General features: G+C 66.4%; 17 protein-coding genes and 5 pseudogenes. 9 read left to right on the forward strand and 13 right to left on the reverse strand.

Features of this window, described 5'->3' with window-relative positions; translation table 11 throughout:
- Positions 1-128 precede the first annotated feature (128 nt).
- On the forward strand, positions 129-392 hold the full coding sequence (locus ACZK2V_RS05595; RefSeq protein WP_049462176.1) for a hypothetical protein: 264 nt from the start codon (positions 129-131) through the stop codon (positions 390-392).
- Positions 393-505: 113 nt separating this feature from the next.
- Entirely contained in the window at positions 506-943 is a 438-nt protein-coding gene (locus tag ACZK2V_RS05600; RefSeq protein WP_081352288.1) for a hypothetical protein, read from the forward strand.
- 549 nt (positions 944-1,492) lie between these two features.
- Here the strand turns inward: ACZK2V_RS05600 and ACZK2V_RS05605 are convergent.
- The 5 genes and pseudogenes from ACZK2V_RS05605 to ACZK2V_RS05625 form a co-directional block, all read right to left on the reverse strand.
- Positions 1,493-2,749, reverse strand: coding sequence for a cysteine desulfurase (locus ACZK2V_RS05605; RefSeq protein WP_486322981.1), 1,257 nt, complete (start codon positions 2,747-2,749; stop codon positions 1,493-1,495).
- Complete coding sequence (gene sufD / locus ACZK2V_RS05610) at positions 2,746-4,008, reverse strand: Fe-S cluster assembly protein SufD (protein ID WP_071228085.1); 1,263 nt, start codon at positions 4,006-4,008, stop codon at positions 2,746-2,748. Before sufD ends, ACZK2V_RS05605 begins: the two co-directional genes overlap by 4 nt.
- Positions 4,008-4,770 (reverse strand): annotated as a pseudogene (sufC, locus tag ACZK2V_RS05615) (Fe-S cluster assembly ATPase SufC). The gene sufD and the pseudogene sufC overlap by 1 nt, the downstream one beginning before the upstream one ends.
- Before the next feature lie 74 nt (positions 4,771-4,844).
- Positions 4,845-6,318 (reverse strand): annotated as a pseudogene (gene sufB, locus ACZK2V_RS05620) (Fe-S cluster assembly protein SufB).
- A gap of 17 nt (positions 6,319-6,335) precedes the next feature.
- A pseudogene (locus tag ACZK2V_RS05625) lies at positions 6,336-6,789 on the reverse strand (SUF system Fe-S cluster assembly regulator).
- A gap of 209 nt (positions 6,790-6,998) precedes the next feature.
- On the opposite strand from ACZK2V_RS05625, the gene ACZK2V_RS05630 reads away from it, so the two are divergent.
- On the forward strand, positions 6,999-7,466 hold the full coding sequence (locus ACZK2V_RS05630) for an SET domain-containing protein (RefSeq protein WP_012479369.1): 468 nt from the start codon (positions 6,999-7,001) through the stop codon (positions 7,464-7,466).
- Between the two features lie 72 nt (positions 7,467-7,538).
- Here the strand turns inward: ACZK2V_RS05630 and ACZK2V_RS05635 are convergent, their stop codons facing one another.
- The 4 genes and pseudogenes from ACZK2V_RS05635 to ACZK2V_RS05650 all read right to left on the reverse strand — a co-directional run bounded on the left by ACZK2V_RS05635 (position 7,539) and on the right by ACZK2V_RS05650 (position 9,778).
- On the reverse strand, positions 7,539-8,135 hold the full coding sequence (locus ACZK2V_RS05635; protein WP_012510326.1) for a YceB family lipoprotein: 597 nt from the start codon (positions 8,133-8,135) through the stop codon (positions 7,539-7,541).
- Between the two features lie 81 nt (positions 8,136-8,216).
- Positions 8,217-8,763, reverse strand: a pseudogene (locus tag ACZK2V_RS05640) (hypothetical protein).
- Positions 8,764-8,818: 55 nt separating this feature from the next.
- Positions 8,819-9,127 (reverse strand): DUF3861 family protein, encoded by a 309-nt coding sequence (locus tag ACZK2V_RS05645; RefSeq protein ID WP_049398822.1) that lies wholly within the window; start codon positions 9,125-9,127, stop codon positions 8,819-8,821.
- 252 nt (positions 9,128-9,379) lie between these two features.
- Positions 9,380-9,778 carry an HU family DNA-binding protein gene (locus ACZK2V_RS05650; protein ID WP_010483539.1) on the reverse strand — a complete coding sequence of 133 codons (399 nt, stop codon included), beginning with the start codon at positions 9,776-9,778 and terminating at the stop codon, positions 9,380-9,382.
- A gap of 371 nt (positions 9,779-10,149) precedes the next feature.
- On the opposite strand from ACZK2V_RS05650, the gene ACZK2V_RS05655 reads away from it, so the two are divergent.
- Positions 10,150-10,581 (forward strand): OsmC family protein, encoded by a 432-nt coding sequence (locus ACZK2V_RS05655; protein WP_005408443.1) that lies wholly within the window; start codon positions 10,150-10,152, stop codon positions 10,579-10,581.
- Between the two features lie 99 nt (positions 10,582-10,680).
- On the opposite strand, the gene ACZK2V_RS05660 is transcribed toward ACZK2V_RS05655, so the two are convergent.
- Together ACZK2V_RS05660 and ACZK2V_RS05665 are read right to left on the reverse strand one after the other, a co-directional pair.
- On the reverse strand, positions 10,681-11,559 hold the full coding sequence (locus tag ACZK2V_RS05660) for a PhzF family phenazine biosynthesis protein (RefSeq protein WP_486322982.1): 879 nt from the start codon (positions 11,557-11,559) through the stop codon (positions 10,681-10,683).
- A gap of 131 nt (positions 11,560-11,690) precedes the next feature.
- Complete coding sequence (locus ACZK2V_RS05665) at positions 11,691-12,563, reverse strand: PhzF family phenazine biosynthesis protein (protein WP_107433662.1); 873 nt, start codon at positions 12,561-12,563, stop codon at positions 11,691-11,693.
- 75 nt (positions 12,564-12,638) lie between these two features.
- Here ACZK2V_RS05665 and ACZK2V_RS05670 point away from each other — a divergent pair, with 75 nt between their 5' ends.
- From ACZK2V_RS05670 to murD, 3 genes and pseudogenes are all read left to right on the forward strand, one after another.
- Positions 12,639-15,233, forward strand: a complete 2,595-nt coding sequence (locus ACZK2V_RS05670; protein WP_107433661.1) for a bifunctional aspartate kinase/diaminopimelate decarboxylase — start codon at positions 12,639-12,641, stop codon at positions 15,231-15,233.
- A gap of 74 nt (positions 15,234-15,307) precedes the next feature.
- Positions 15,308-16,659 (forward strand): annotated as a pseudogene (gene murL / locus ACZK2V_RS05675) (UDP-N-acetyl-alpha-D-muramoyl-L-alanyl-L-glutamate epimerase).
- The gene (gene murD / locus ACZK2V_RS05680; RefSeq protein ID WP_486322983.1) at positions 16,640-18,049 is read left to right on the forward strand and encodes a UDP-N-acetylmuramoyl-L-alanine--D-glutamate ligase; all 1,410 of its coding nucleotides are present in this window, start codon (positions 16,640-16,642) and stop codon (positions 18,047-18,049) included. The pseudogene murL and the gene murD overlap by 20 nt, the downstream one beginning before the upstream one ends.
- Before the next feature lie 60 nt (positions 18,050-18,109).
- Here murD and ACZK2V_RS05685 read toward each other — a convergent pair whose 3' ends face one another.
- Complete coding sequence (locus tag ACZK2V_RS05685) at positions 18,110-18,703, reverse strand: SMI1/KNR4 family protein (protein WP_107433659.1); 594 nt, start codon at positions 18,701-18,703, stop codon at positions 18,110-18,112.
- A gap of 134 nt (positions 18,704-18,837) precedes the next feature.
- On the opposite strand from ACZK2V_RS05685, the gene ACZK2V_RS05690 reads away from it, so the two are divergent.
- Entirely contained in the window at positions 18,838-19,629 is a 792-nt protein-coding gene (locus ACZK2V_RS05690; RefSeq protein WP_486322984.1) for a dienelactone hydrolase family protein, read from the forward strand.
- A gap of 159 nt (positions 19,630-19,788) precedes the next feature.
- On the opposite strand, the gene ACZK2V_RS05695 is transcribed toward ACZK2V_RS05690, so the two are convergent.
- Entirely contained in the window at positions 19,789-20,787 is a 999-nt protein-coding gene (locus tag ACZK2V_RS05695; protein ID WP_486322985.1) for a polyprenyl synthetase family protein, read from the reverse strand.
- Positions 20,788-21,001: 214 nt separating this feature from the next.
- Between ACZK2V_RS05695 and ACZK2V_RS05700 the strand changes: the two genes are divergently transcribed.
- On the forward strand, positions 21,002-22,615 hold the full coding sequence (locus ACZK2V_RS05700) for an alpha-glucosidase (protein WP_486322986.1): 1,614 nt from the start codon (positions 21,002-21,004) through the stop codon (positions 22,613-22,615).
- The last annotated feature ends 175 nt before the right edge of the window (positions 22,616-22,790 follow it).

The raw sequence follows: 22,790 nt of genomic DNA on the forward strand, positions 1-22,790 counted from the left end.
CGACGTGCAGTGGGGCAGCATGCGCAACCACGGGAAGGACAACGCCACGGCTTCCATTGCGAACTGATCGATCACGTCGATAGACTTTGGGGGAATTTCCTCTTGGTTGATGAATATGAGGTTTCGCATTGAGCGCTATCGATGAAAAGAATCTCGTTTTAGCCTGTCTGCGGAGACTGTTGGAATCCGAGCCTGCTTCCGTGGAACAGGCGTCTGGCTGGTACCAGAGGGCGGAATTTATCAAGGACGTGCTTCGGTCAATTTCGTATGAAATCGGGGTTCCTCACGTGATATGGCACTATCTTGATGACGCCGATATCCGTATTCGCGATCCCCGCTATGCCGAAGCACAGGTGTTGGCCGTTAGGCAGAGTATTGATGAGTGGGCTTGAGTGCAGTCAGAGAAGCCATGAGCAATAAATGTTGCTTGCCAGACTTCATTGCGGCATCCCTCTCGGATGCTACCCCTCCGGATCTCCCTCTTCTCCGGGAAGACTGGGCGGGGATGGCGTTTGATCGCAACCTGTATGAGGATTTTGCTCCGAATGATGTTTGGGTGGCGTGGCTGAAAGTACTTTCGGAGAACTTTGCAGATATCGCGATGTGCGCGGTTCGATGTTCAGAGTGCTTCGACGGGGGAAGCCCCGTGGAAATTGAGCGAGGTCTGGATGGCCTGCGCTCCTACTGGCTCGAAGATGGGAACTTCATGCGTGATCATTATTTGTATTCGCATGATGGTCGCTGGGTTGTAAAGCTGGATCAGGACGTGACGTTGTTTGCGGGAGATGTCACTTTCCTTGCGAATGTTGTCGCGCGACTTGGTGGTGTAGAGCATGTCCAGAAGATGATGCGACGGGACCTGCTTGGCACAGCTGAGGACGTAGTTGGCCTCGGTGGGTACGTCAAGGGTCTTCTTGCGCCATTGAGCGCATCGACTCCATAGCTGATTGCTGCGTAGAAGATTGGGTGTGCAGGTGCTATGTGCTGGAGTAGCCTCAAAAGGAGGAGCTGAGTGCCAGGGTTTGTTGAAAGCTTCCCCATTTGGGCTTCCATCATTCTAGGTGCCATGTGGATAAACGCATTTGCGGCTCACAGGATGTTGCTTAAAATCGAGCGTGAACGGCCGGAAGTACTCGCTGCAGTCGGAATCATCAAGGTTGATTGGTGGCTTAGGTGCTTGCGCGGTATTGCAGTGCTTGCCCTTACTTCCAAAGGGCAGACGCTCCATCAGGGGGAACGGTGGGTGTTGAGGGGCGTCGTGGTGATGTACGTCTTCCTGATTGCCTCCGGGGTATCCATGCTTGTCGGCATGTAGGGGGCGGCGCCTCAAGGCCGTTGATGGTGGATGGATCGGCATTACGGTGAGATTGCCCGTTCCTGGCATCACTCGGTGTTTCCCGGTCACGCCTCTGCTTGCTTGCGTCCAGCGCGCAATAAAAAAACGCCGCAGTTTCCTGCGGCGTTCTCATACTTCCCCGATTCTTGCGAATCCTCAGCCCAGCAGCTTGCGCACCTTGGTCAGCGCGGTCATGAAGCGCTCGATCTCGGCGTGCGTGTTGTAGAACGCCAGCGAGGCACGGCAGGTGGCGGCGACGCCGAAGTACTGCAGCAGCGGATGCGCGCAGTGCTGGCCAGAGCGCACGGCCACGCCTTCCAGATCCAGAAGGGTGGCCAGATCGTGGGCATGCGCGCCGTCGATCAGGAACGAGACCACCACGGCCTTCTCCGGCGCTTCGCCGATGATGCGCAGGCCGTCAACGCGGCGCAGCTCTTCGGTGAAGTGCGCCAGCAGTTCGGCTTCGCGTGCTTCCACGTTCTCCTGGCCAAGCTGCTGCAAGTAGTCGGCAGCCACGCCCAGGCCGATGAAACCGGCGATGTTCGGGGTGCCGGCTTCGAACTTGTGCGGGGCATCGTTGAACACGGTGCCGTCGAAGCTGACTTCCTTGATCATCTCGCCGCCGCCGAGGAACGGCGGCATCGCGTCCAAGTGCTCGCGACGGGCCCACAGCGCACCGGTGCCGGTCGGGCCGCACATCTTGTGGCCGGTAATGGCGTAGAAATCGCAGCCGATCGCGGCGACATCGACCTTGCGGTGCGGTACCGCCTGCGAGCCATCGACCACGGTGATGATGCCGCGCTTGCGCGCTTCGCGGCAGATCTCGCGCACCGGGTTGACCGTGCCCAGCACGTTCGAGACGTGGGTGACCGCCAGCAGCTTGACCTCCGGGGTCATTGCCGCGCGCAGCGCATCCAGATCGAGTGCGCCGTCAGGCGTGATCTCGGCCACGCGGATGCTGGCGCCGGTACGCTGCGCGACCAGCTGCCACGGCACGATGTTGGCGTGGTGCTCCATGCGCGTGATCAGGATCACGTCACCGGCCTTCAGCCGTGGCAGCGCCCACGAGTAGGCCACCAGGTTGATGGCGAAGGTGGTGCCACTGCACAGCACCAGGTCGCTGGGGCGCACGTTGAGGAAGCGCGCCAGCTTGTTGCGTGCGCCTTCGTAGGCATCGGTGGCTTCGCTGCCCAGTGCATGCACCGCGCGGCTGACGTTGGCGTTGTAGCGGCGGTAGAACTCGTCCACCGCGCCGATCACCTGCACTGGCTTCTGGCCGGTGTTGGCGTTGTCGAAATAGACCAGCGGCTTGCCGTGCACTTCACGCATCAGCAGCGGGAAGTCGAGGCGGACGCGGTCCCAGTCGGGGGCGCCGGTGCGTTCTTCGATCGGGCGCGGCGTGGACAGGTTCATGCCACACCCGCCTCGGCGAGGGCCTTGTCCAGGCGACGTGCCAGCTGCGCACGCAGTGCGTCGGGCAGGATCTTCAGCGGCTCGTGGCAGAACGCGGCGCTCAGCAGTGCCTGCGCCTGTGCCTGCGGCAGGCCGCGCGAGCGCAGGTAGAACAGCGCATTGGCATCGAGCTGGCCGACGGTCGCGCCGTGCGCGGCCTTCACTTCATCGGCGTCGATCACCAGTGTCGGCTGGGTGTCGATCTCGGCATCGGCCGACAGCAGCAGGTTCTTGTTGGACAGGTTCGCGTCGGTGCCATCGGCGCCTTCGCGGATCTGGATGCCACCATGGAACACCACGCGGCTGCGGTTGGCGGCGACGCCGCGCCACAGCAGTTCGCAGGCGGTATCGCGTGCGATGTGGTCGATGCCCAGGCGGGTTTCGACGTGGCGGCGGCCATTGCCAAGCAGCACGCCGTTGGCGGTCAGCTGGGCATTGTCGCCTTCCAGGCGCACGTTCAGTTCATGGCGGCTGAGCGCGGCGCCCAGTTCCAGGTCGACGCGGTGGTACTGCGCGTCGCGGGCCAGCACCGCGTCGGTGCGCAGGAAGCTGGTCTGGCGCCCGCTGCCGGCCTGCACGCGGGCGTGCTTGAGCACGGCATCACGGGCGACGTGGGCATGCAGCACGGTGTTGTCCAGGTGGGCGGAGTCACCCACGCTGAAGCGATGCTCGACCACGCCCAGGCTGGCGCCGGCACGCAGTTCGATCAGGTGACGGTGGTGCCAGGCCAGGTCGGTGTCGCCGGCGACGCTGGCGAATACCAGCTGCAGCGGCGTTTCGACCTGCACGCCTTCATCCACGCGCAACACCACGCCTTCATCGGCCAGCGCGGCATTCAGGCGGGCGAAGATCTCCTCGCTGCGTTCGTAGCGGCGGCCAAGGAAACGCACGGCGTCTTCGCCGGAGGCCAGTGCGGCCGACAGCGGCTGCAGCTGCACGCCGGACGGCAGGGCCTGCACGTCGCTCAGCGCGGCATCCAGGCGACCATTGACGAACACCAGGCGCGGCGCCGGGATGTCGTCCAGCAGCGTGGCGTCCAGCGCCGGGCCCTGCAGCGGTGCCGCAGCGAACGCACGGCGTTCCAGCTGGCGCAGCGAGGTGTACTTCCAGGCTTCGTTGCGGGCGGCCGGCAGGCCGTCGCGCAGGGCCGCATCCAGCACTTCGCGGCGCGCATCGCTGCCGCAGAAGGCCTGGGCCATCGAATCAAGCAGGGCGCTCATCAGACCGCCGCCTCGGGCACGACCCGGTCCTTCAGGAAATCATAGCCGTGCGCTTCCAGTTCCAGTGCCAGCTCCGGGCCGCCACTCTTGACGATGCGGCCATCGGCCAGCACGTGCACCACGTCCGGCTTGATGTAGTCCAGCAGGCGCTGGTAGTGGGTGATGACCAGGAACGAACGGTCGGCGGCGCGCAGTGCGTTGACACCATCGGCCACGCTCTTCAGCGCGTCGATGTCCAGGCCCGAGTCGGTCTCGTCCAGGATCGCCAGCTTCGGTTCCAGCACGGCCAGCTGGAAGATCTCGTTGCGCTTCTTCTCGCCACCGGAGAAGCCTTCGTTGACGCCACGGTGCAGCAGTTCGTCCTTCAGGTGCAGCACGGCCAGCTTCTGGCGCACCAGCTTGAGGAACTGCATGGAATCGAGTTCTTCCTCACCGCGCGCCTTGCGCTGGGCGTTCAGTGCCGCGCGCAGGAAGTAGGTGTTGTTCACGCCCGGGATTTCCACCGGGTACTGGAACGCCAGGAACAGGCCGGCAGCGGCGCGCTTCCGGGTCCTGCTCCAGCAGGTCGACGCCGTCGAACTGCACGCTGCCTTCGGTCACTTCGTAGCCGTCGCGGCCGGCCAGGACATTGCCCAGGGTGGACTTGCCGGCGCCGTTCGGGCCCATGATGGCGTGCACCTGGCCGGGCTGGACGTCCAGCGACAGGCCCTTGAGGATTTCCTTGTCGCCGATGCGGGCGTGGAGGTTTTCGATCTTCAGCATGGTGGGGGTTTCCGTGGGGCGGGCCGCGGCCCGCCGGTAAAGAGAATGCGTTTGCGAGGGGCAGGGGCGGGCGGTCAGCCCACCGAACCTTCCAGCGAGACTTCCAGCAGCTTCTTGGCTTCCACCGCGAACTCCATCGGCAGTTCGCGGAACACCTGCTTGCAGAAGCCGTCGACGATCATCGACACCGCGTCTTCCTGGCTGATGCCACGGGCGCGGCAGTAGAACAGCTGGTCGTCGGAAATCTTCGAGGTGGTGGCCTCGTGCTCGACGGTGGCGCCCGGGTTCTTCACCTCGATGTAGGGGAAGGTGTGCGCGCCGCACTGCTTGCCGATCAGCAGCGAATCACACTGGGTGTAGTTGCGCGCCATCGGCATTGCGGTCCACACGCACCAGGCCGCGGTAGGTGTTCTGGCCGCGGCCGGCGCTGATGCCCTTGCTGACGATCTTGCTCTTGGTGCGCTTGCCGACGTGGATCATCTTGGTGCCGGTGTCGGCCTGCTGGCGGTGATGGGTCAGCGCCACGGAGTGGAACTCACCGACCGAGTCGTCGCCCAGCAGCACGCAGGACGGGTACTTCCAGGTGATCGCCGAGCCGGTCTCGACCTGGGTCCAGGTGACCTTGCTGCGCGCACCACGGCATTCGGCACGCTTGGTGACGAAGTTGTAGATGCCGCCGACGCCGTTCTCGTCGCCCGGGTACCAGTTCTGCACGGTGGAGTACTTGATCTCCGCGTCTTCCAGCGCGACCAGCTCGACCACCGCAGCGTGCAGCTGGTTCTCGTCGCGCATCGGCGCGGTGCAGCCTTCCAGGTAGGACACGTAGGCCTTGTCCTCGCACACGATCAGGGTGCGCTCGAACTGGCCGGTGTGGCCGGCATTGATGCGGAAGTAGGTGCTCAGTTCCATCGGGCAGCGAACGCCTTTGGGAATGAACACGAAGCTGCCATCGGAGAACACCGCCGAGTTGAGCGCGGCGAAGTAGTTGTCGCCCACCGGCACCACGGTGCCCAGGTACTGGCGGACCAGTTCCGGGTGTTCCTTGATGGCCTCGGACATCGAGCAGAAGATGATGCCCTTCTCGGCCAGTTCCTTGCGGAACGTGGTGCCGACGGACACCGAGTCGAACACCGCGTCCACCGCCACGCCGGCCAGCTTGGCACGCTCGTGCAGCGGCACGCCCAGCTTGTCGTAGGTGTCCAGAAGTTCCTTCGGCACGTCATCCAGCGAGGCGTACTTCGGGCCCTTCGGCGCGGAGTAGTAGCTGAGCGCCTGCAGGTCGATCGGCGCGATCTCCAGCTTGGCCCAGTCCGGCATCGGCATGGTCAGGAAGTGGCGGTAGGCGTCCAGGCGCCACTGCGTCATCCACTCCGGCTCTTCCTTCTTGGCCGACAGGGCGCGGATGGTGTCCTCGTCCAGGCCCGGCGGCAGGGAGTCCGATTCGATCTCGGTGATGAAGCCGGCCGAATACTTGCGGCCGAGCTGCTCGTGGATCTCGCGGTTGGGGGTGTCGTCGTGGGCGACGTTTTCGATGGTTTCGGTGGCCATGGGGGGCTGCCTACGGATCAGGAGACGACGTCGACAGCGATGGTGCGGCGCTGTTCGTCATCGGCAAGGGGGAGAGGGGGCAGGATCTGCGCAAGGGTGACATCGCGCAGGGCCTCGGAAACCACGTCGTTGATCAGCCGCCAGCTGCTGCGCGCCGCACTTGGGCGCCATGCCGCACTGGTGGTGGTCGTGGCTGCATTCGGTCAGGGCCAGTGGCCCTTCCATCGCTTCGACCACTTCGAACAGCGAGATCTCGATGGCCGGGCGGGTCAGGCGGTAGCCGCCACGCACGCCGCGCAGGCCTTCAACCAGGCCGGCCTGGGCCAGCGGCTTGAGCACCTTGCTGACGGTGGGCGGCTCCAGACCGGTGAATTCGGCCAGCTCGGTGGCACTGAGCACCTCGCCCGGACGGGCGGCGAGCACGGTCAGCACGACGGTGGCGTAATCGGTGAGTTTGGTGACGCGCAACATGGGGATGCGAGTGGTTCTTAAAGCGGACTGAAATTGTACGCTTTTATTCGCCGCCATCCAACCCGGGCATTCAGCCGGCGCTGGGGCCGGGTCGGGAGGACACACCGGGGCCGTTGCCAGGGCGCAATGCTGCGCCAACGGGGTGATTTTCGCAATCACCCGGAATGCGCGAGAATCCCTGTTCCATTCGCTGCAAACAGCCCGTGCCGATGCCGAAGAAGATCCAAGCCCGCAAGTCCGCCATCCATGGCAACGGCGTGTTCGCCGTGGCCCCGATCAAGCAGGGCGAGCGCGTGATCCAGTACAAGGGCCTGCTGCGCAGCCACGGCGACGTTGATGCCGATGACAGCGGCGACGTCGAAAGTGGTCATACCTTCCTGTTCACCCTCAACGACGACTGGGTGATCGATGCCAACTACAAGGGCAATGACGCGCGCTGGATCAACCACAGCTGCGACCCGAACTGCGAGGCGGTGATCGAGGAAGACGAGGACGGCGACAGCCGCGGCGACAAGGTGTTCATCGAGGCGCTGCGTGACATCAAGGCCGGCGAAGAGTTGACCTACAACTACGGCATCACCCTGGCTGAGCGCCACACCGCCAAGCTGAAGAAGATCTGGGAGTGCCGCTGCGGCTCGCCCAAGTGCACCGGCACCATGCTGCAGCCCAAGCGCTGACCCGCAGCGGGTAGTGCCGGCCGCTGGCCGGCACACATGTGAAAAGCGTGCCGGCCAGCGGCCGGCACTACCTTACTTACCCAGCACGCCTGCCGGCACCAGGTTGCCCAGGTTCTGGTTGAAGGTGACCACCAGCTTGCCGTTCTTCACCTGCGCCGACTGCACCTGCAGCGCGCCGAGCAGGCCGGCCACGGCCGGGTCCAGCTTGTAGATCGGTTCGCGCTGGGCGTAGTCGCTCAGCCAGGCATTGAGCAGGCCGCGGGTGCGCGAATCGAGGCGACCGCCCTGGTTGGCCGGGGTGAAGTCATCCACGCTCGGTTGCTGCAGGTGGAAGCCCTGGGTCTGCGCGTCGTAGCGCAGTCCACTGCTGAGCTTCACCGTGCCCAGCTTGGCCGGGTTGCCACCGGCGGTGGCCAGTGCCACATCCATGCCCAGGTTCAACCGTTCGCCGGCCGGAAGGCTCAGTTGCGGGTGACTCATGGTCAGGGCGATCAGGCCGCCGAGGGCGTCCTGGGTGCGCGGGAAGCTGCCATCGAGGTACTGCTGCACGTCACTGGCACCGACCGACAGTTCGCGGCCGGAAATTGAAGGGGCGGCCTGGGCGCCGATCGCAGCGGCGATCAGCACGGTGGAGGCGGCGAGGCGGGTCATCAGGGAACGCAGGCGCATGGCGGTGACCGGTGGATATGAATGGACGAATCAAAGAGTAGCCGTGGCGGCTGAATCGCGCGTGCATGCCGCTGCAACGGTTCAGTCCAGCGTTGGCCGCAGTTGCGCCGACTGGATCCGCCAGGCGCGGCCATCGGCACGGGGTTGCACCCGGTACCAGCCACCGAAGCGGAAGGTGCCCTCAGGGGTCACTGCGCGGATCTGTACCGGAACCTCCAGCAGCTGCGGCGGCTGGTGACCGTCGCGCGATCGGTAGTTCGCTGGTCAGGCGCAGGCTGCGCACGTCCGTGAGCTGGCGCAATGCGGCATCGTCGGCGCGTCGTGCATCGCTGGGCGGGAATGTCCACGCGGCGTCGACGGCCTTGCGATCGCGATTGAGCAGGGCCATGACATAGGCATTGAGCATTCCCGCCGGCAGCTCGGCCTCGGCCGCGACGGCGGCAAACAGGGGATCGACATCGATGCCCTGCACGGTCGGTGCATCGCCTTCTGCGGCGGTCTGTGACTTCGTGCGGGCAGCCGCCTCGGCCGTGGCCGACGGTGTGGCATCCGCTGGATCGGATTGCGATGTCGGCCGGGAACAGGCCAGCAGCACCAGCGGTGCGAGCAGTATCAGGAACCTGCGCATGTCTGCCTCCTCCCCGAGGCGAACGGAAGGAGGCAGTGTATCGGCTGTTCCGCGATCAGCGGGAGGAGGGCAGCTGTTCCAGTGCATCCAGCGCCGGCAGCACCTGCGCGGCGATGGCGGCCAGGGCATGGCCTTCGGTGTCGGCGTGGCGCTGCACGATGTCGCGCAGCAGCTGGGTGGCGATCACCAGGGTCGCGCGCTCGTCGCCGCTGATACCAGCGGTACGCGGTGCCGCTTCCAGCAGGCGCATCAGGTCGCGGCTTGCGCGATGTTCCAGTTCGATGGTGCAGCGCCCGGTGCACTGCAACCCGTCCTTTTCGATGGGGGTCACCGAGATCCGGTAGCGGGTGGAGGGGCTGGCCATGAGGGTGTGCTCGCCGTAGCTGTGGAGGATGTGCCCACCTTAGGCAAGGCCGTGCCCGGCGGCGATGGCCGGGGCTGCACGCAGTGTTCCACCCGGTACGTTCCGGGGCCGCAACGGACCACGCCAGCCAATGGCGACGGGCCTGTACGCGCATTCCCGGGGATGCGGCAACGCTGTGTTGCGGGCTGTGGTTGGGACAAAAAAAACGGGACGGCCAGAGCCGTCCCGTCGGAATCCGCGTTGGGGCGCGCCTTACAGCGCGGCGTCCTTCAGCTTCTTCAGCGGACGCACCTTCAGCTTGGTGGTGGCCGGCTTGGCAGCGAACCACTGCTCTTCCTTGGTGAACGGGTTGATGCCCTTGCGCTTCGGCTTGGCCGGCACATTGACGGTGGTGATCTTCAGCAGGCCCGGCAGGGTGAACGAGCCAGCGCCCTTCTTGTGCACCGAGGAGGCGACGGCGCTTTCCAGCGAGGCCAGCACAGCGCGGACGTCCTTGGCGATGACGCCGGAGGCTTCAGCGATGTGTGCAACCAGGCCGGACTTGGTCAGCACTTCCTTGATCGGCTTCGGAGCGGCCGGCTTGGCGGCTGCCTTCGTCGCGACTTTCTTCACTGCCTTCTTCGGGGCAGCCTTCTTAGCGGTCTTTGCCATGGTTTCCTGTTCCGTGAACGGTTGGTTGTTTGGTCGGCGCCGAACCCCGTCGGCAAGCGCAATGTAGGGCAACTCTCGGGCGCCGCCAATAGCCCGAAGCGTGGAAAGTGCATGTTTTTTCATATCCAGGCCGATTCAGTACATGGCCGGCAGTGGAGGAAGGGGGTGTGGCAGCGCGCGCGATGGCCCGCGCCCGCCCGTCGGAGGAATGCGCGAAACCACTGAAAACAAGGGAAAAATGCGCGCCGGCCTGGCGAAGAAGTGACCAGTTGTCCGGTTTCCGGCGGACCTGTGGCGTGCGGCGGAGCGACGCAGGGCTAACGCCTCCCGTGCGAGGGTGACCGTTCATCACCGTCACGCAGGAGCAGCACATGGGAATCTCGCGACACGCCACCGCGCACTGGGAAGGCGATCTGAAGTCGGGCAAGGGGCAGTTGAGCACGCCGCAGAGTGGGCTGCTGGACAAGACCCGCTACGGCTTCAACAGCCGCTTCGGCGACGAAAAGGGCACCAATCCGGAAGAACTGATCGCTGCCGCGCACGCCGGCTGTTTCACCATGGCGCTGTCGGCCAAGCTCGGCGAAGCCGGCTTCACCCCGACTTCGCTGGATACCGAAGCCAAGGTCGATCTGTCGCTGGAAGGCGGCCCGCAGCTGTCGCAGATCCGGCTGAAGGTGAAGGCGGTGGTGCCGGGCATCGACGCGACGCAGTTCCGTGCGATTGCCGATGACGCCAAGCAGAACTGCCCGGTATCCAAGGCGCTGAGCGCAGTGCCGATCAGCCTGGAAGCCGAGCTGGGCTGAGCCGGCGTATCTGTAGAGCCGAGCCCATGCTCGGCTCCTCTGGCTGCCATGATCTGGCCGGAGAGCAGCCGAGCATGGGCTCGGCTCTACAGCATCCCTTTACCAATCGATGGTGCCGGTGATGACCGTCTGCACCTGGCCACCGGACCAGACTTCCCCGTCTTCATCGACGAAAAGGGTCAGGCGCGCGTCGTGGCCGACTTCGCGGCCCTGGCTGACTTCGAACGGTGCGCGACCACGGGGCAGCGCATCGCGCAGGTCCAGCCATGCGGCCAGCACCGCATTGGCGGCACCGGAGGCGGCGTCCTCGAAGCGGCGTCCATTGCCGACGAAGGCACGTACCGCCAGATCGAAGCCCTCACCGCCATCGCTGAAGGCATAGGCAAACACGCCCATGCTGTCGGTGGACTCGGCCAGTGCGGCCACCGCATCCCAGTCCGGCTGCAATGCGCGCAATGCGGCCTCATCGGCCACCTGCGCCACCCACCAGCTGCGTCCGCCCTGCATGCGCGCCGGCGGCAGCGTGCCCAGCGGCCAGTCCTTCAGTGCGGCCTGCAGGCGTGGATCGGTCGCCTCGGCAGTCTCGGCCAGCTGCGCGCGCGGCGTGCGGATGGCAATGCGCTGCTGCGCACCTTCACCTCTGACGCGCAGCGGCAGGGCACCGGCAATGCCGTCCTGCACCAGCACACCATCGACCGCTGCGGCCAGGCCGGCCTGCAGCACCGCATGCGCGGTGCCGACGCTGGGGTGGCCGGCAAACGGAACTTCCTTCTGCGGGCTGAACATGCGCAGCCGGTAACTGGCACCGGCGACCTGCGGCGGGAACACGAAGGTGGTTTCGGGCAGGCGCGTCCAGCGCGCGATGGCCTGCATGCTGGCGTCGTCCAGGCCCTCGGCATCGAGCACCACGGCCAGCGGATTGCCGGCGCCGGCGCGCGGGGAAAACACATCCAGCTGCAGGAAACGGCGGGTGGACATCAGGCGGCACTCCAGTAAACAGGCCGCATAGCGTAGCGCGGGGCACCCAAAAGGGGACGGAGGGAATTAAGTCGCTTTTGCCCCATGTGCCATAAGCGACTTAATTCCCTCCGTCCCCTTTTTTCCGTGGGCTACCAGCGGATGTGGCCGTCGATGACCGCCTGCACCTGGCCGCCGATCCAGACCGTGCCCTGCGCACCGACCTGCACCTGCACACGGCCATCGCGGCCGACTTCGCGGCCCTGGCTGGCCACGTAGTGGCCCTCGCGGCCGGGCAGGGCATCGCGCTGCCGCAGCCAGGCACCGATCAGGGCATTGGCGCTGCCGGTAACCGGGTCCTCCGGTACGGCGGCCGCATCAGCGGGGCAGAAGGCGCGCACCACCCGGGTGTGGTCGCTGCCGGCCTCGTCGGCGAACACGGCCAGGCCGGTGGCATCAGTGGTGAGGCTCCAGTCGGCCAGTGCGGCCATGTCCGGCACCAGGTTGCGTACGGCGGAGGCGTCGCGCAGCGGCAGCAGCCACCAGCGAGCGCCGTTGTCCCATAGTTCGGGTACGTGCCCGCTGGCAGCCAGCGCCAGCAGCGTTTCCGGCGCTCCGTCCGCCGCTGTGTCCAGTTGCTGCGCCGGTGGGCTGGCCAGTTGGATCTGCAGTGCCTCGGCCGGGCCGCTCACCCGTACCGGCAGCAACCCCGCCGCGCATTGCTGCAGCAGGGCACCGTCGCGTGGTTGCGCCAGGCCGCAGGTCACCGCCGCCCAGGCGGCGCCGACGCTGGGGTGGCCGGCAAATGCCAGCTCGCGGGTCGGAGTGAAGATGCGGATGTGGTAGTCGGCGCCCGGCGCACTGGGGCGCAGGAAGAACACCGTCTCGGACAGGTTCAGCCAGGCGGCCAGGGCCTGCATCTGGCTGCTGGAGAGCTCGTCGGCGTCCAGGATGACGCCCAGTGGGTTGCCGGTGCCGGGGCGGGGGGCGAAGACATCGAGCTGCAGGTAACGGAGGACGGCCATCTACGGGGATATTGCGCTTAGAATCAAAGGTTCCGCCCCCGAGGGCGGCTTCCCCACATTCTACATAGCCAATCCATGTCAGCTTCCCCCCTTGTCGATCGTTGGATCGTACTGAAGTTCGGCGGCACCTCGGTGTCGCGTCGTCATCGCTGGGACACGATCGGGAAGCTGGCGAAAAAACGCGCGGAAGAGACCGGCTCGCGCGTGCTGGTGGTGGTGTCGGCGCTGTCCGGGGTCACCAACGAACTGACCGCGATCGCCGATGGCGCGCCCGACAGCCGGGACCGCGTGGCAGCGCTGGTCGAACGCCACGAGGCCTTCCTGGTTGAACTCGGCCTGGGCCGCGAGGTGCTGGCCGATCGCCTGGCGGCGCTGCAGGGCCTGCTCGACGACGCGCGTGCAGCCACCCGTCCGCTCGACTGGCAGGCCGAAGTGCTGGGCCAGGGCGAGCTGCTGTCCTCCACCCTGGGTGCGGCCTACCTGCGCGCGTCGGGCCTGGACATGGGCTGGATGGATGCCCGCCAGTGGCTGGACGCGATGCCGCCGCAGCCGAACCAGAGCGACTGGTCGCAGCGCCTGTCGGTGAACTGCCAGTGGCGCGCCGACGCGGAATGGGTGCAGCGCTTCCGCGCGCAGCCGACCCGCCTGCTGATCACCCAGGGCTTCATCTCGCGGCACGCCGATGGCGGTACCGCCATCCTCGGCCGCGGTGGCTCGGATACCTCGGCGGCGTACTTCGGTGCGCTGCTCGGTGCCAGCCGCGTGGAGATCTGGACCGATGTGCCGGGCATGTTCAGTGCCAACCCGAAGGATGTGCCGGACGCGCGCCTGCTGACCCGCCTGGACTATTACGAGGCGCAGGAAATCGCCACCACTGGCGCCAAGGTGCTGCACCCGCGCTCGATCAAGCCGTGCCGCGATGCCGGCGTACCGATGGCCATCCTCGATACCGAGCGCCCGGAACTGCCGGGCACCAGCATCGATGGCAGCGCTGCGCCGGTCCCGGGCGTGAAGGCGATCAGCCGCCGCAACGGCATCGTGCTGGTGTCGATGGAAGGCATCGGCATGTGGCAGCAGGTCGGCTTCCTGGCCGATGTGTTCAACCTGTTCAAGAAGCATGGCCTGTCGGTGGACCTGATCGGTTCGGCCGAAACCAACGTCACCGTATCGCTGGATCCGTCCGAGAACCTGGTCAACACCGATGTGCTGGCCGCGCTGTCGGCCGACCTGTCGCAGATCTGCAAGGTGAAGGTGATCGTGCCGTGCGCAGCGATCACCCTGGTTGGCCGCGGCATGCGTTCGCTGCTGCACAAGCTGTCGGACGTGTGGGCCACATTCGGCCGCGAGCGCGTGCACATGATCTCGCAGTCGTCCAACGACCTGAACCTGACCTTCGTCATCGACGAAGCCGATGCCGATGGCCTGCTGCCGATCCTGCACGCCGAGCTGATCGACAGCGGTGCGATGCCGGTGGAAGAGACCGAAGTGTTCGGCCCACGCTGGCGCGAGATCGCCGGCACCGTGCGCCCGCGTGGCACGCCGTGGTGGCGGGGCCAGCGGGCGCACCTGCTGCAGCTGGCCGACGCCGGTACGCCGCGCTATGTCTACCACCTGCGGACCGTGCGCGCCCGTGCCCGCGCGCTGGCCGCGATCAAGCCGATTGACCAGCGCTACTACGCGATCAAGGCCAACAGCCACCCGGCCATCCTGCAGCTGCTGGAAGCCGAGGGCTTCGGCCTTGAGTGTGTATCGCACGGCGAACTGAAGCACGTGTTCCAGCACCTGCCGGAACTGTCGCCCAAGCGTGTGCTGTTCACCCCCAGCTTCTGCCCGCGCAGCGAGTACGAAGCCGCGTTCGCGCTGGGCGTGACCGTCACCGTCGACAACGTCGAAGCGCTGCAGCGCTGGCCGGACCTGTTCCGCAACCGCGAGCTGTGGCTGCGCGTGGATCTGGGCCGTGGCGAAGGCCACCATGCCAAGGTCCGCACCGGCGGCAAGGACTCCAAGTTCGGCCTCCCGATCGCCCGCGTCGATGAGTTCGTGCGCGCGGCCACCGATCTGGGCAGCCGCGTGGTCGGCCTGCATGCGCATCTGGGCAGCGGCGTGGAAACCGCACAGCACTGGCGCCTGATGTGCGATGAGCTGGCCGGTTTCGCCCGTCGCATCGGCAGCGTACACACCATCGATATCGGCGGTGGCCTGCCGATTCCGTACAGCGACGAAGACGAGCCGTTCGACCTGGACGCCTGGGCCGAGGGTCTGGCCGAGGTCAAGGCGCTGCATCCGGCATTCCGCCTGGCGATCGAGCCGGGCCGCTACCTGGTGGCCGAGTCCGGCGTGCTGCTGACCCATGTCACCCAGGTGGTGGAGAAGGACGGCGTGCGCCGTGTTGGCCTGGATGCCGGCATGAACGCACTGATGCGCCCGGCCCTGTACGACGCCTGGCACGACATCGAGAACCTCAGCCGCCAGGGCGGTTATGCCGAAGCGGCATTCGACGTGGTCGGCCCGATCTGCGAATCCAGCGATGTGTTCGGCAAGCGCCGCAAGCTGCCGGTGTCGACCGCACCGGACGACGTGATGCTGATCGCCGATGCCGGCGCCTACGGCTATTCGATGGCCAACACCTACAACCAGCGGATGCTGCCGCGCGAAGACGTGATCGAATGACCACCGCGCGCCCTGCACCCGCCCACCGACACGCCCCGCGCCATCGCGCGGGCCCGTGCCTGACCGGATACACCATGACTGCTTTCGACAAACACCAGGTTTCCCGCTTCCGCTTCGTCCGCCGCGAATTCGCCGCGGACACCGGCGTGGCCAAGCTGGTCTACGCCTTTGATGACGGCCCGGAGATGGTGGAAACCATCACCGTGCCGGGCGCCCCGTTCGTGCTGGACGAAGCGCGTACCGCCGCTGTGCAGCGCCGCTGCAGCTGCTGCACCTGATCGCCGGTGTCAGCTACTACAAGGCGGGCGTGCCGGAGACGGTCAGCATCGACAGCTACGCCATCGATGCCGATACCGCTGCGCTGGTGGAGACGGTCTACCTCAATGGCCTGGGTGAATTTGCCTACCGCAACGGCCTGAACCTGCGCGGGCGCTTCCGCCTGCCGGTGCAGGGCGAGGCAGTGCAGGCGCCGGTGCTGGGCCTGCAGCCGCACGCGCTGGTGGCGATCGGTGGCGGCAAGGATTCGCTGGTCAGCATCGAAGCGCTGCGCCGTGCCGGCGTGGACGAGACGGTGACCTGGATCGGTGGCTCGCAGCTGATCCGTGCCTGCGCTGAACGCACCGGCCTGCCGACGCTGAACCTGGGCCGCGCGCTGGCGCCGGAACTGTTCGAGCTGAACCGCCAGGGTGCGTGGAACGGGCATATCCCGGTCACTGCGGTGAACTCGGCGATCATGGTGCTGGCCGCGCTGCTGCAGGGCGTGGACCAGGTGGTGTTCTCCAACGAACGTTCGGCCAGCTACGGCAGCCAGATTCCGGGCACCGGCGAAGTGAACCACCAGTGGTCCAAGGGCTGGGCATTCGAGCAGGCGTTCGGCAGCCATGTGCAGACGCACGTAGCGGCGGACCTGCAGTACTATTCGCTGCTGCGCCCGATGTCGGAGCTGGCAGTGGCCCGCCAGTTCGCCAAGACCGATTTCTACGACGCGCATTTCTCCAGCTGCAACCGCAACTTCCACATCCTCGGCGAGCGCCCGGTGAACCGCTGGTGCGGTGTCTGCCCGAAGTGCCATTTCGTGTTCCTGGCGCTGGCCCCGTTCATGCCCAAGACGCGCCTGGTGCGCATCTTCGGCCGCAACCTGCTGGACGATGCCGAGCAGGCCGGCGGCTTCGACGCGCTGCTGGAATTCCAGGACCACAAGCCGTTCGAGTGCGTGGGCGAAGGCCGCGAATCGCGTGCGGCGATGGCGACCCTGGCGCAGCGCCCGGAGTGGAAGGAAGACGTGCTGGTGAAGCGCTTCTGCAATGAGATCCAGCCGCAGCTGGATGCCGCCGAACTGGAACTGGCACCGCTGCTGCAGCTGCAGGGCGAGCACCGCGTTCCGGCTGCGCTGTGGGAACGGGTGCGTGAAGATTTCGAAGCTTGAAGGAAAGCGCGTTGCGCTGTGGGGCTGGGGCCGTGAGGGCCGCGCCGCGTTTGCGGTGCTGCGCGAGCGCCTGCCCACGCTTGGCCTGAGCCTGTTCTGCCCGGCGGCCGAAGTGGAGGCCGCGCGTGCGGAAACACAGGGCGTGCTGGATGTGCGTGGCGAGCCTTCTGCTGAAGCGCTGGCCGCGTTCGACGTGGTGATCAAATCGCCCGGCATCAGCCCGTACCAGCCGATCGCGCTGGCCGCGGCGGCGCAGGGCACCACTTTCATCGGTGGCACCGCGCTGTGGTTTGCCGAGCATGCGGGTGCCGATGGCATCGTGCACGACACCGTGTGCGTGACCGGCACCAAGGGCAAGAGCACCACCACCGCGCTGGTCGCGCACCTGCTGCGTGCCGCCGGCCACCGCACCGGCCTGGTCGGCAACATCGGCCTGCCGCTGCTGGAAGTGCTGGATCCGCAGCCCACGCCCGAGTACTGGGCGGTGGAACTGTCCAGCTACCAGACCGGCGAAGTGGCACGCAGTGGCGCCCACCCGCAGGTGGCGGTGGTGCTGAACCTGTTCCCCGAACACCTGGACTGGCATGGCAGCGAACAACGTTACATCGAGGACAAGCTGCGGCTGGTGACTGAAGCCGCACCGCGCATCGCCGTGCTCAATGCCGCCGATCCGCATCTGGCTGCGCTGTGGCTGCCCGATAGCGAAGTGGTCTGGTTCAACCAGCCGCAGGGCTGGCATATGCGCGGTGACATCGTGCATCGCGGCGAGCAGGCCGTGTTCGATACCCGCAACACGCCGCTGCCGGGTCGCCACAACCGCGGCAACCTTTGTGCGGTACTGGCGGCGCTGGAAGCGCTGGGGCTGGACGCCGTGGCGCTGGCACCGGCGGTGCAGGATTTCCGTCCGCTGCCGAATCGCCTGCAGCGCATCGGCGCGGCCGATGGCCTGACCTACGTCAACGATTCGATCAGCACCACGCCGCATGCCAGCCTGGCCGCGCTGGAGTGCTTCGCCGGGCAGCGCATCGCGTTGCTGGTGGGCGGGCATGACCGTGGCCTGGACTGGACCGATTTCATGCAGCACATGGCGCACGACGTGCCGCCGGTGGAGATCGTGACGATGGGCAGCAACGGCCCGCGCATCCACGCGATGCTGCAGCCGCTGGCCGATGCCGGTCGCTTCGGTCTGCACGCGGCGGCGGATCTGCCCGAGGCAATGGCGCTGGCACGTGCCGCGTTGGGTTCTGAAGGCGGGGTGGTATTGCTGTCGCCGGGCGCGCCGAGCTTTGGTGCCTACCGGGATTACGTGGCGCGTGGCCGTCATTTCGCTGAGCTGGCTGGGTTTGACCCGGAGAGCATCAGCGCGATTCCCGGGCTGGGTATCGCTTGAAGGTAGTGCCGGCCGCTGGCCGGCAACCTCCGGAGAAATTCATCCACGCATGGCGTGGATCTACTGTTCGTCTTCGATGAACGCGTAGCCGCCGTCGATCAACTGCTGCAGGTACGCATCGAAGCTGGGCGCGATCACCGCATAGCTGTCCGGATCGTGCAGGTAGCGCACCACCTGGCCGACCGCGCCGCCCGGCGCGGGATCAAAATCCAGGTACAGCATCGAGGTGCCGCCGTTGTTCATGCAGTGCGAGAAGCACAGGCGGCGGTTCATCGGCAGATCGGCGTCGATGCCCTCACCCAGGATCTCTGGCTCGTCATCCAGCCACTCTTCGTAGATCGAACGGATGCTGTCGTCCCACTGCTGCTGGTCTTCGAAGATCTGCGCAACCGAACGCAGGTAGTAGGGATAGCCGCCGTCCTCCACGTCCGAGCCGAGCACCAGCACGCAGACCTCGCCGCCGGGGTACTCACGGAAGTGGGTGCCATCCACGCGGGACAACAGTTCCAGCAGGCTGTCTGGCACCTGAGGCCACTGCGCACGCAGGCGCTGCAGGTCTTCGCCGCTGGCGCCCTGCACGTGGGCCCACTGCGGGGCATCCTCGGCAGGCAGGCGGGGGATCAGGCCAGACAGAAAGCGATCAACAAGGTTCATGCAGAAAAAAGGGGACGGAGGGGATTAAGTCGTATCCAACCACACCTGCGTCACGTCGCCAATGCAGAATGCGACGCGGGAGGGGCGAATACGGCTTAATCCCCTCCGTCCCCTTTTTCTTGCGGAGCAGGCGCATGAATCGTTGGCGATGCAGTGTGGCGGTGGTTCTGGGGCTGGCGGCGATGCCGGCGTGGGCGGCGATGAAGACGCAGCCGGTGGAGTGGAAGCACCACGGCACGACTTTCAGCGGCGTGCTGGTCTATGACGACGGCGACAACGATAAGCGCCCCGGGCTGGTGATGGTGCCGAACTGGAAAGGCGTGAACGAATCGGCGGTCGAGAAGGCCAAGCAGCTGGCCGGCGATGACTATGTGGTGCTGGTGGCCGATGTCTACGGCAAGAGCGTGCGGCCGAAGACCGATGCCGAGGCCGGGCCGGTGGCGACCAAGCTCCGCAATGATCGGCCGCTGCTGCGTGCGCGTGCGCTGGAGGCGGTGAACGTGCTCAAGGCCCAGGCCGGCAAGGCACCGCTGGATGCCAGCCGGATCGGTGCGGTGGGCTTCTGTTTCGGTGGCACCACGGTGCTGGAGCTGGCCCGTGCCGGTGCGCCGCTGGCAGGGGTGGTCAGCCTGCACGGCGGGCTGGGTTCGCCGCTGCCCGCACAGGCTGGTGGCAGCCACCCGTCGGTGCTGGTGCTCAACGGCGCCGACGACAAAAGCGTGACTGCCGAGGACATCGGCAGCTTCCAGAAAGAAATGAACGCGGCCAAGGTCGATTGGGAATTCACCAACTACAGCGGCGCGGTGCACTGCTTTGCCGAGCGCGATGCCAACAGTCCGCCAGGCTGCCAGTACAACGAACGGGCGGCCAAGCGCGCCTGGAAGGCGCTGGATGAGTTCTTCGAGGAGCGCTTCGAGAAACGTTGATCCGTGCAGCGGTAGTGCCGGCCGCTGGCCGGCATTCCCGTGACATCCGCAGCATCATGAGGTTGCCGGCCAGCGGTCGGCACTACGATGCGGTAAACGCGATCGGTCGGTAGTCACCGATGTTTCCGTGCCGACCGTTGGTCGGCACACCTCAACCCATCAATGCGAGCGCTGCACCGCGTAGCGGGCCAGGCCGCGCAGGGCAGCCACGGCATCATTGTCGGCCAGGCCATCGAGCGCACGTTCGGCGGCTTCGGCGTATTCCTCGGCGCGGTGGCGGCTGTACTCGAGGCCGCCGGTGGTACGGATCGCGGCCAGCACTTCCGGCATCGCCGAGGCGTCGCCGTCCTGCACGATGGTGCGCAGGCGCTCGCGGGTGGCGGCGTCCGAATGGGCCATGGCGTGGATCAGCGGCAGCGTTGCCTTGCCCTCGGCAAGGTCGTCGCCCAGGTTCTTGCCCAGCTCCTCGGCATTGGCCGAGTAGTCCAGCACGTCGTCGGCAATCTGGAACGCGTAGCCCAGGTGCATGCCGTAGTCGAACAGGGCCTGCTGGGTGGCTTCATCCACGCCGCTGGCCAGCGCGCCCAGGCGGGTGCCGGCGGCGAACAGCACCGCGGTCTTGCGCTCGATCACGCGCAGGTAGGCGGCTTCGTCGGTATCCGGGTTGTGCACGTGCAGCAGCTGCAGCACTTCACCCTCGGCGATGCGGTTGGTGGCATCGGCCAGGATCTGCATCACCGACATGCGCTCCAGCTCGACCATCAGCTGGAAGCTGCGTGAGTACAGGAAGTCGCCGACCAGCACGCTGGGCGCGTTGCCCCACAGCGCGTTGGCGGTGCTGCGGCCACGGCGCAGGCTGGATTCGTCCACCACGTCGTCGTGCAGCAGGGTGGAGGTGTGGATGAACTCGATGATCGCCGCCAACTGGTGGTGGTCCGGACCGGCCTGGCCGACCGCATGGCCGGCCAGCATCACCAGCATCGGGCGCAGGCGCTTGCCGCCGGCGGAAATGATGTGGTCGGCGATCTGGTTGATCAGCACGACGTCCGAGGACAGGCGGCGCCGGATCAGGGCGTCGACGGCGGCCATGTCGGCCGCGGCAAGCGACTGGATCTGGGGCAGGCCCAGGGCGGGACGGGTGTCTTCGGTGATGGTCATGCGATCAGGCTTTCAGGCTCATCGCTGATTATAGGCGTTGCCTGTGAATTCGGGCGCAAACCGGGCAGACCGGCGTCCGCGGCCCGGCCACGGATGCCGCCTGCGTGAATACGTATGCAGGTTGCGCCATGCCCGTGAGGCCACCGCTAAGCTTGCGGCATCAGGATTTCGGCCCGCTCCCGGCGGGTCCCGCACGCCCGGAGGGGGGCTGTCGATGTCGCACTATCCATGGTGGCGCGGAGCCGTCATCTACCAGATCTACCCGCGCAGTTTCCTTGACGCCAACGGCGACGGGGTAGGCGACCTGCCGGGCATCATCCAGCGCCTGGACCACATCGCAACGCTGGGCGTGGACGCGATCTGGATCTCGCCGTTCTTCAAATCGCCGATGGCCGACTTCGGCTACGACATCGCCGACTACCGCGACGTCGACCCGCTGTTCGGCAGCCTGGACGACTTCGACCGCCTGCTGGCCAAGGCGCACGGTCTGGGCCTGAAGGTGATGATCGACCAGGTGCTGAGCCATACCTCGATCGAGCACGCCTGGTTCCGCGAGAGCCGCCAGGACCGGACCAACCCCAAGGCCGACTGGTACGTATGGGCGGACCCGCGCGAGGACGGCACGCCGCCCAACAACTGGCTGTCGCTGTTCGGCGGCGGCGCCTGGCAGTGGGAGCCGCGCCGAGAGCAGTACTACCTGCACAACTTCCTGGTGGACCAGCCGGACCTGAACTTCCATCACCCGGACGTGCAGCAGGCCACCCTGGACAACGTGCGCTTCTGGCTGGACCGCGGCGTGGATGGCTTCCGCCTGGATGCGATCAACTTCTGCTTCCATGATGCGCGCCTGCGTGACAACCCGGCCAAGCCCGCCGACAAGCGGGTGGGGCGCGGCTTCAGCCCGGACAACCCGTACGCCTACCAGTACCACTACTACAACAACACCCAGCCGGAGAACCTGCCGTTCCTGGAGCGCCTGCGCGCGCTGCTGGACGAGTACCCGGGGGCGGTCAGCCTGGGCGAGATATCTTCGGAGGACTCGCTGGCCACCACCGCCGAGTACACCCGCGATGGCCGCCTGCACATGGGCTACAGCTTCGAGCTGCTGGTGGACGACTACAGCGCGGCCTACATCCGCGATACGGTTTCGCGGCTGGAAGCGGCGATGACCGAAGGCTGGCCGTGCTGGGCAGTTTCGAATCACGACGTGGAGCGGGCGGTCAGCCGCTGGGGCGGCCACCCGGCTGACCCGCGCCTGGCGAGGATGCTGGTGGCGATGCTGTGCTCGCTGCGCGGCTCGGTCTGCCTGTACCAGGGCGAGGAACTGGGCCTGGCCGAGGCCGAGGTGCCGTTCGAGGCCCTGCAGGACCCCTATGGCATTACCTTCTGGCCCAACTTCAAGGGCCGCGATGGCTGCCGGACCCCACTGCCGTGGACCGACGCGCCGCTGGCCGGTTTCACCGCCGGCCAGCCGTGGCTGCCGATCCCGCCCGAGCACCGTGCCGCGGCCGTGGCGGTGCAGGAGCGCGACCCGGACTCGGTCCTGGCTGCGTTCCGCGGGTTCCTGGCCTGGCGGCATAGCCAGCCGGCACTCCTGCATGGCAGCATCCGATTCATCGAAAGCGCCGAGCCAGTGCTGCTGTTCGAGCGTATGCTTGCAGATGAAACCCTCCTGCTGGCCTTCAACCTGTCGGCCGAAGCGGTGAGCCATCCGCTGCCGCCGGGCAACTGGCAGCAGGTGGCGGTGCCAGGCCCGGATGCGGGCACGGTGCAGGGCAATGAACTCCAGCTGCCGCCGCGCGCGGTGTATTGCGCCCGACGCAGCTGACCGTTTTCTCCGGTGGCGGTACTTGCGGGGACGGGGCCGAAGCGCCCCGTCCCTTTTTTGTGGGTGGGCTTCCGGCGAAAGGCATCCACGCATGGCGTGGATCTACCCAGAGACACCCCAACCAGTAGATCCACGCCATGCGTGGATGGGCCTTGCCGACCAACGGCCGGCATCC

The sequence above is a fragment of the Stenotrophomonas sp. 93052_Sma genome, from assembly GCF_056481145.1.

What these genes read in the sequence shown, in the direction of transcription:
- ACZK2V_RS05660 (WP_486322982.1), bottom strand. Translation starts at nt 11,559, where the DNA reads ATGTCCACCCGCCGTTTCCTGCAGCTGGATGTGTTTTCCCCGCGCGCC.
- ACZK2V_RS05605 (WP_486322981.1), bottom strand. Translation starts at nt 2,749, where the DNA reads ATGAACCTGTCCACGCCGCGCCCGATCGAAGAACGCACCGGCGCCCCC.
- ACZK2V_RS05665 (WP_107433662.1), bottom strand. Translation starts at nt 12,563, where the DNA reads ATGGCCGTCCTCCGTTACCTGCAGCTCGATGTCTTCGCCCCCCGCCCC.
- ACZK2V_RS05655 (WP_005408443.1), top strand. Translation starts at nt 10,150, where the DNA reads ATGGGAATCTCGCGACACGCCACCGCGCACTGGGAAGGCGATCTGAAG.
- ACZK2V_RS05695 (WP_486322985.1), bottom strand. Translation starts at nt 20,787, where the DNA reads ATGACCATCACCGAAGACACCCGTCCCGCCCTGGGCCTGCCCCAGATC.
- ACZK2V_RS05700 (WP_486322986.1), top strand. Translation starts at nt 21,002, where the DNA reads ATGTCGCACTATCCATGGTGGCGCGGAGCCGTCATCTACCAGATCTAC.
- ACZK2V_RS05600 (WP_081352288.1), top strand. Translation starts at nt 506, where the DNA reads ATGGCGTTTGATCGCAACCTGTATGAGGATTTTGCTCCGAATGATGTT.
- ACZK2V_RS05690 (WP_486322984.1), top strand. Translation starts at nt 18,838, where the DNA reads ATGAATCGTTGGCGATGCAGTGTGGCGGTGGTTCTGGGGCTGGCGGCG.
- ACZK2V_RS05635 (WP_012510326.1), bottom strand. Translation starts at nt 8,135, where the DNA reads ATGCGCCTGCGTTCCCTGATGACCCGCCTCGCCGCCTCCACCGTGCTG.
- ACZK2V_RS05670 (WP_107433661.1), top strand. Translation starts at nt 12,639, where the DNA reads ATGTCAGCTTCCCCCCTTGTCGATCGTTGGATCGTACTGAAGTTCGGC.
- ACZK2V_RS05630 (WP_012479369.1), top strand. Translation starts at nt 6,999, where the DNA reads ATGCCGAAGAAGATCCAAGCCCGCAAGTCCGCCATCCATGGCAACGGC.
- sufD (WP_071228085.1), bottom strand. Translation starts at nt 4,008, where the DNA reads ATGAGCGCCCTGCTTGATTCGATGGCCCAGGCCTTCTGCGGCAGCGAT.
- ACZK2V_RS05650 (WP_010483539.1), bottom strand. Translation starts at nt 9,778, where the DNA reads ATGGCAAAGACCGCTAAGAAGGCTGCCCCGAAGAAGGCAGTGAAGAAA.
- ACZK2V_RS05645 (WP_049398822.1), bottom strand. Translation starts at nt 9,127, where the DNA reads ATGGCCAGCCCCTCCACCCGCTACCGGATCTCGGTGACCCCCATCGAA.
- ACZK2V_RS05685 (WP_107433659.1), bottom strand. Translation starts at nt 18,703, where the DNA reads ATGAACCTTGTTGATCGCTTTCTGTCTGGCCTGATCCCCCGCCTGCCT.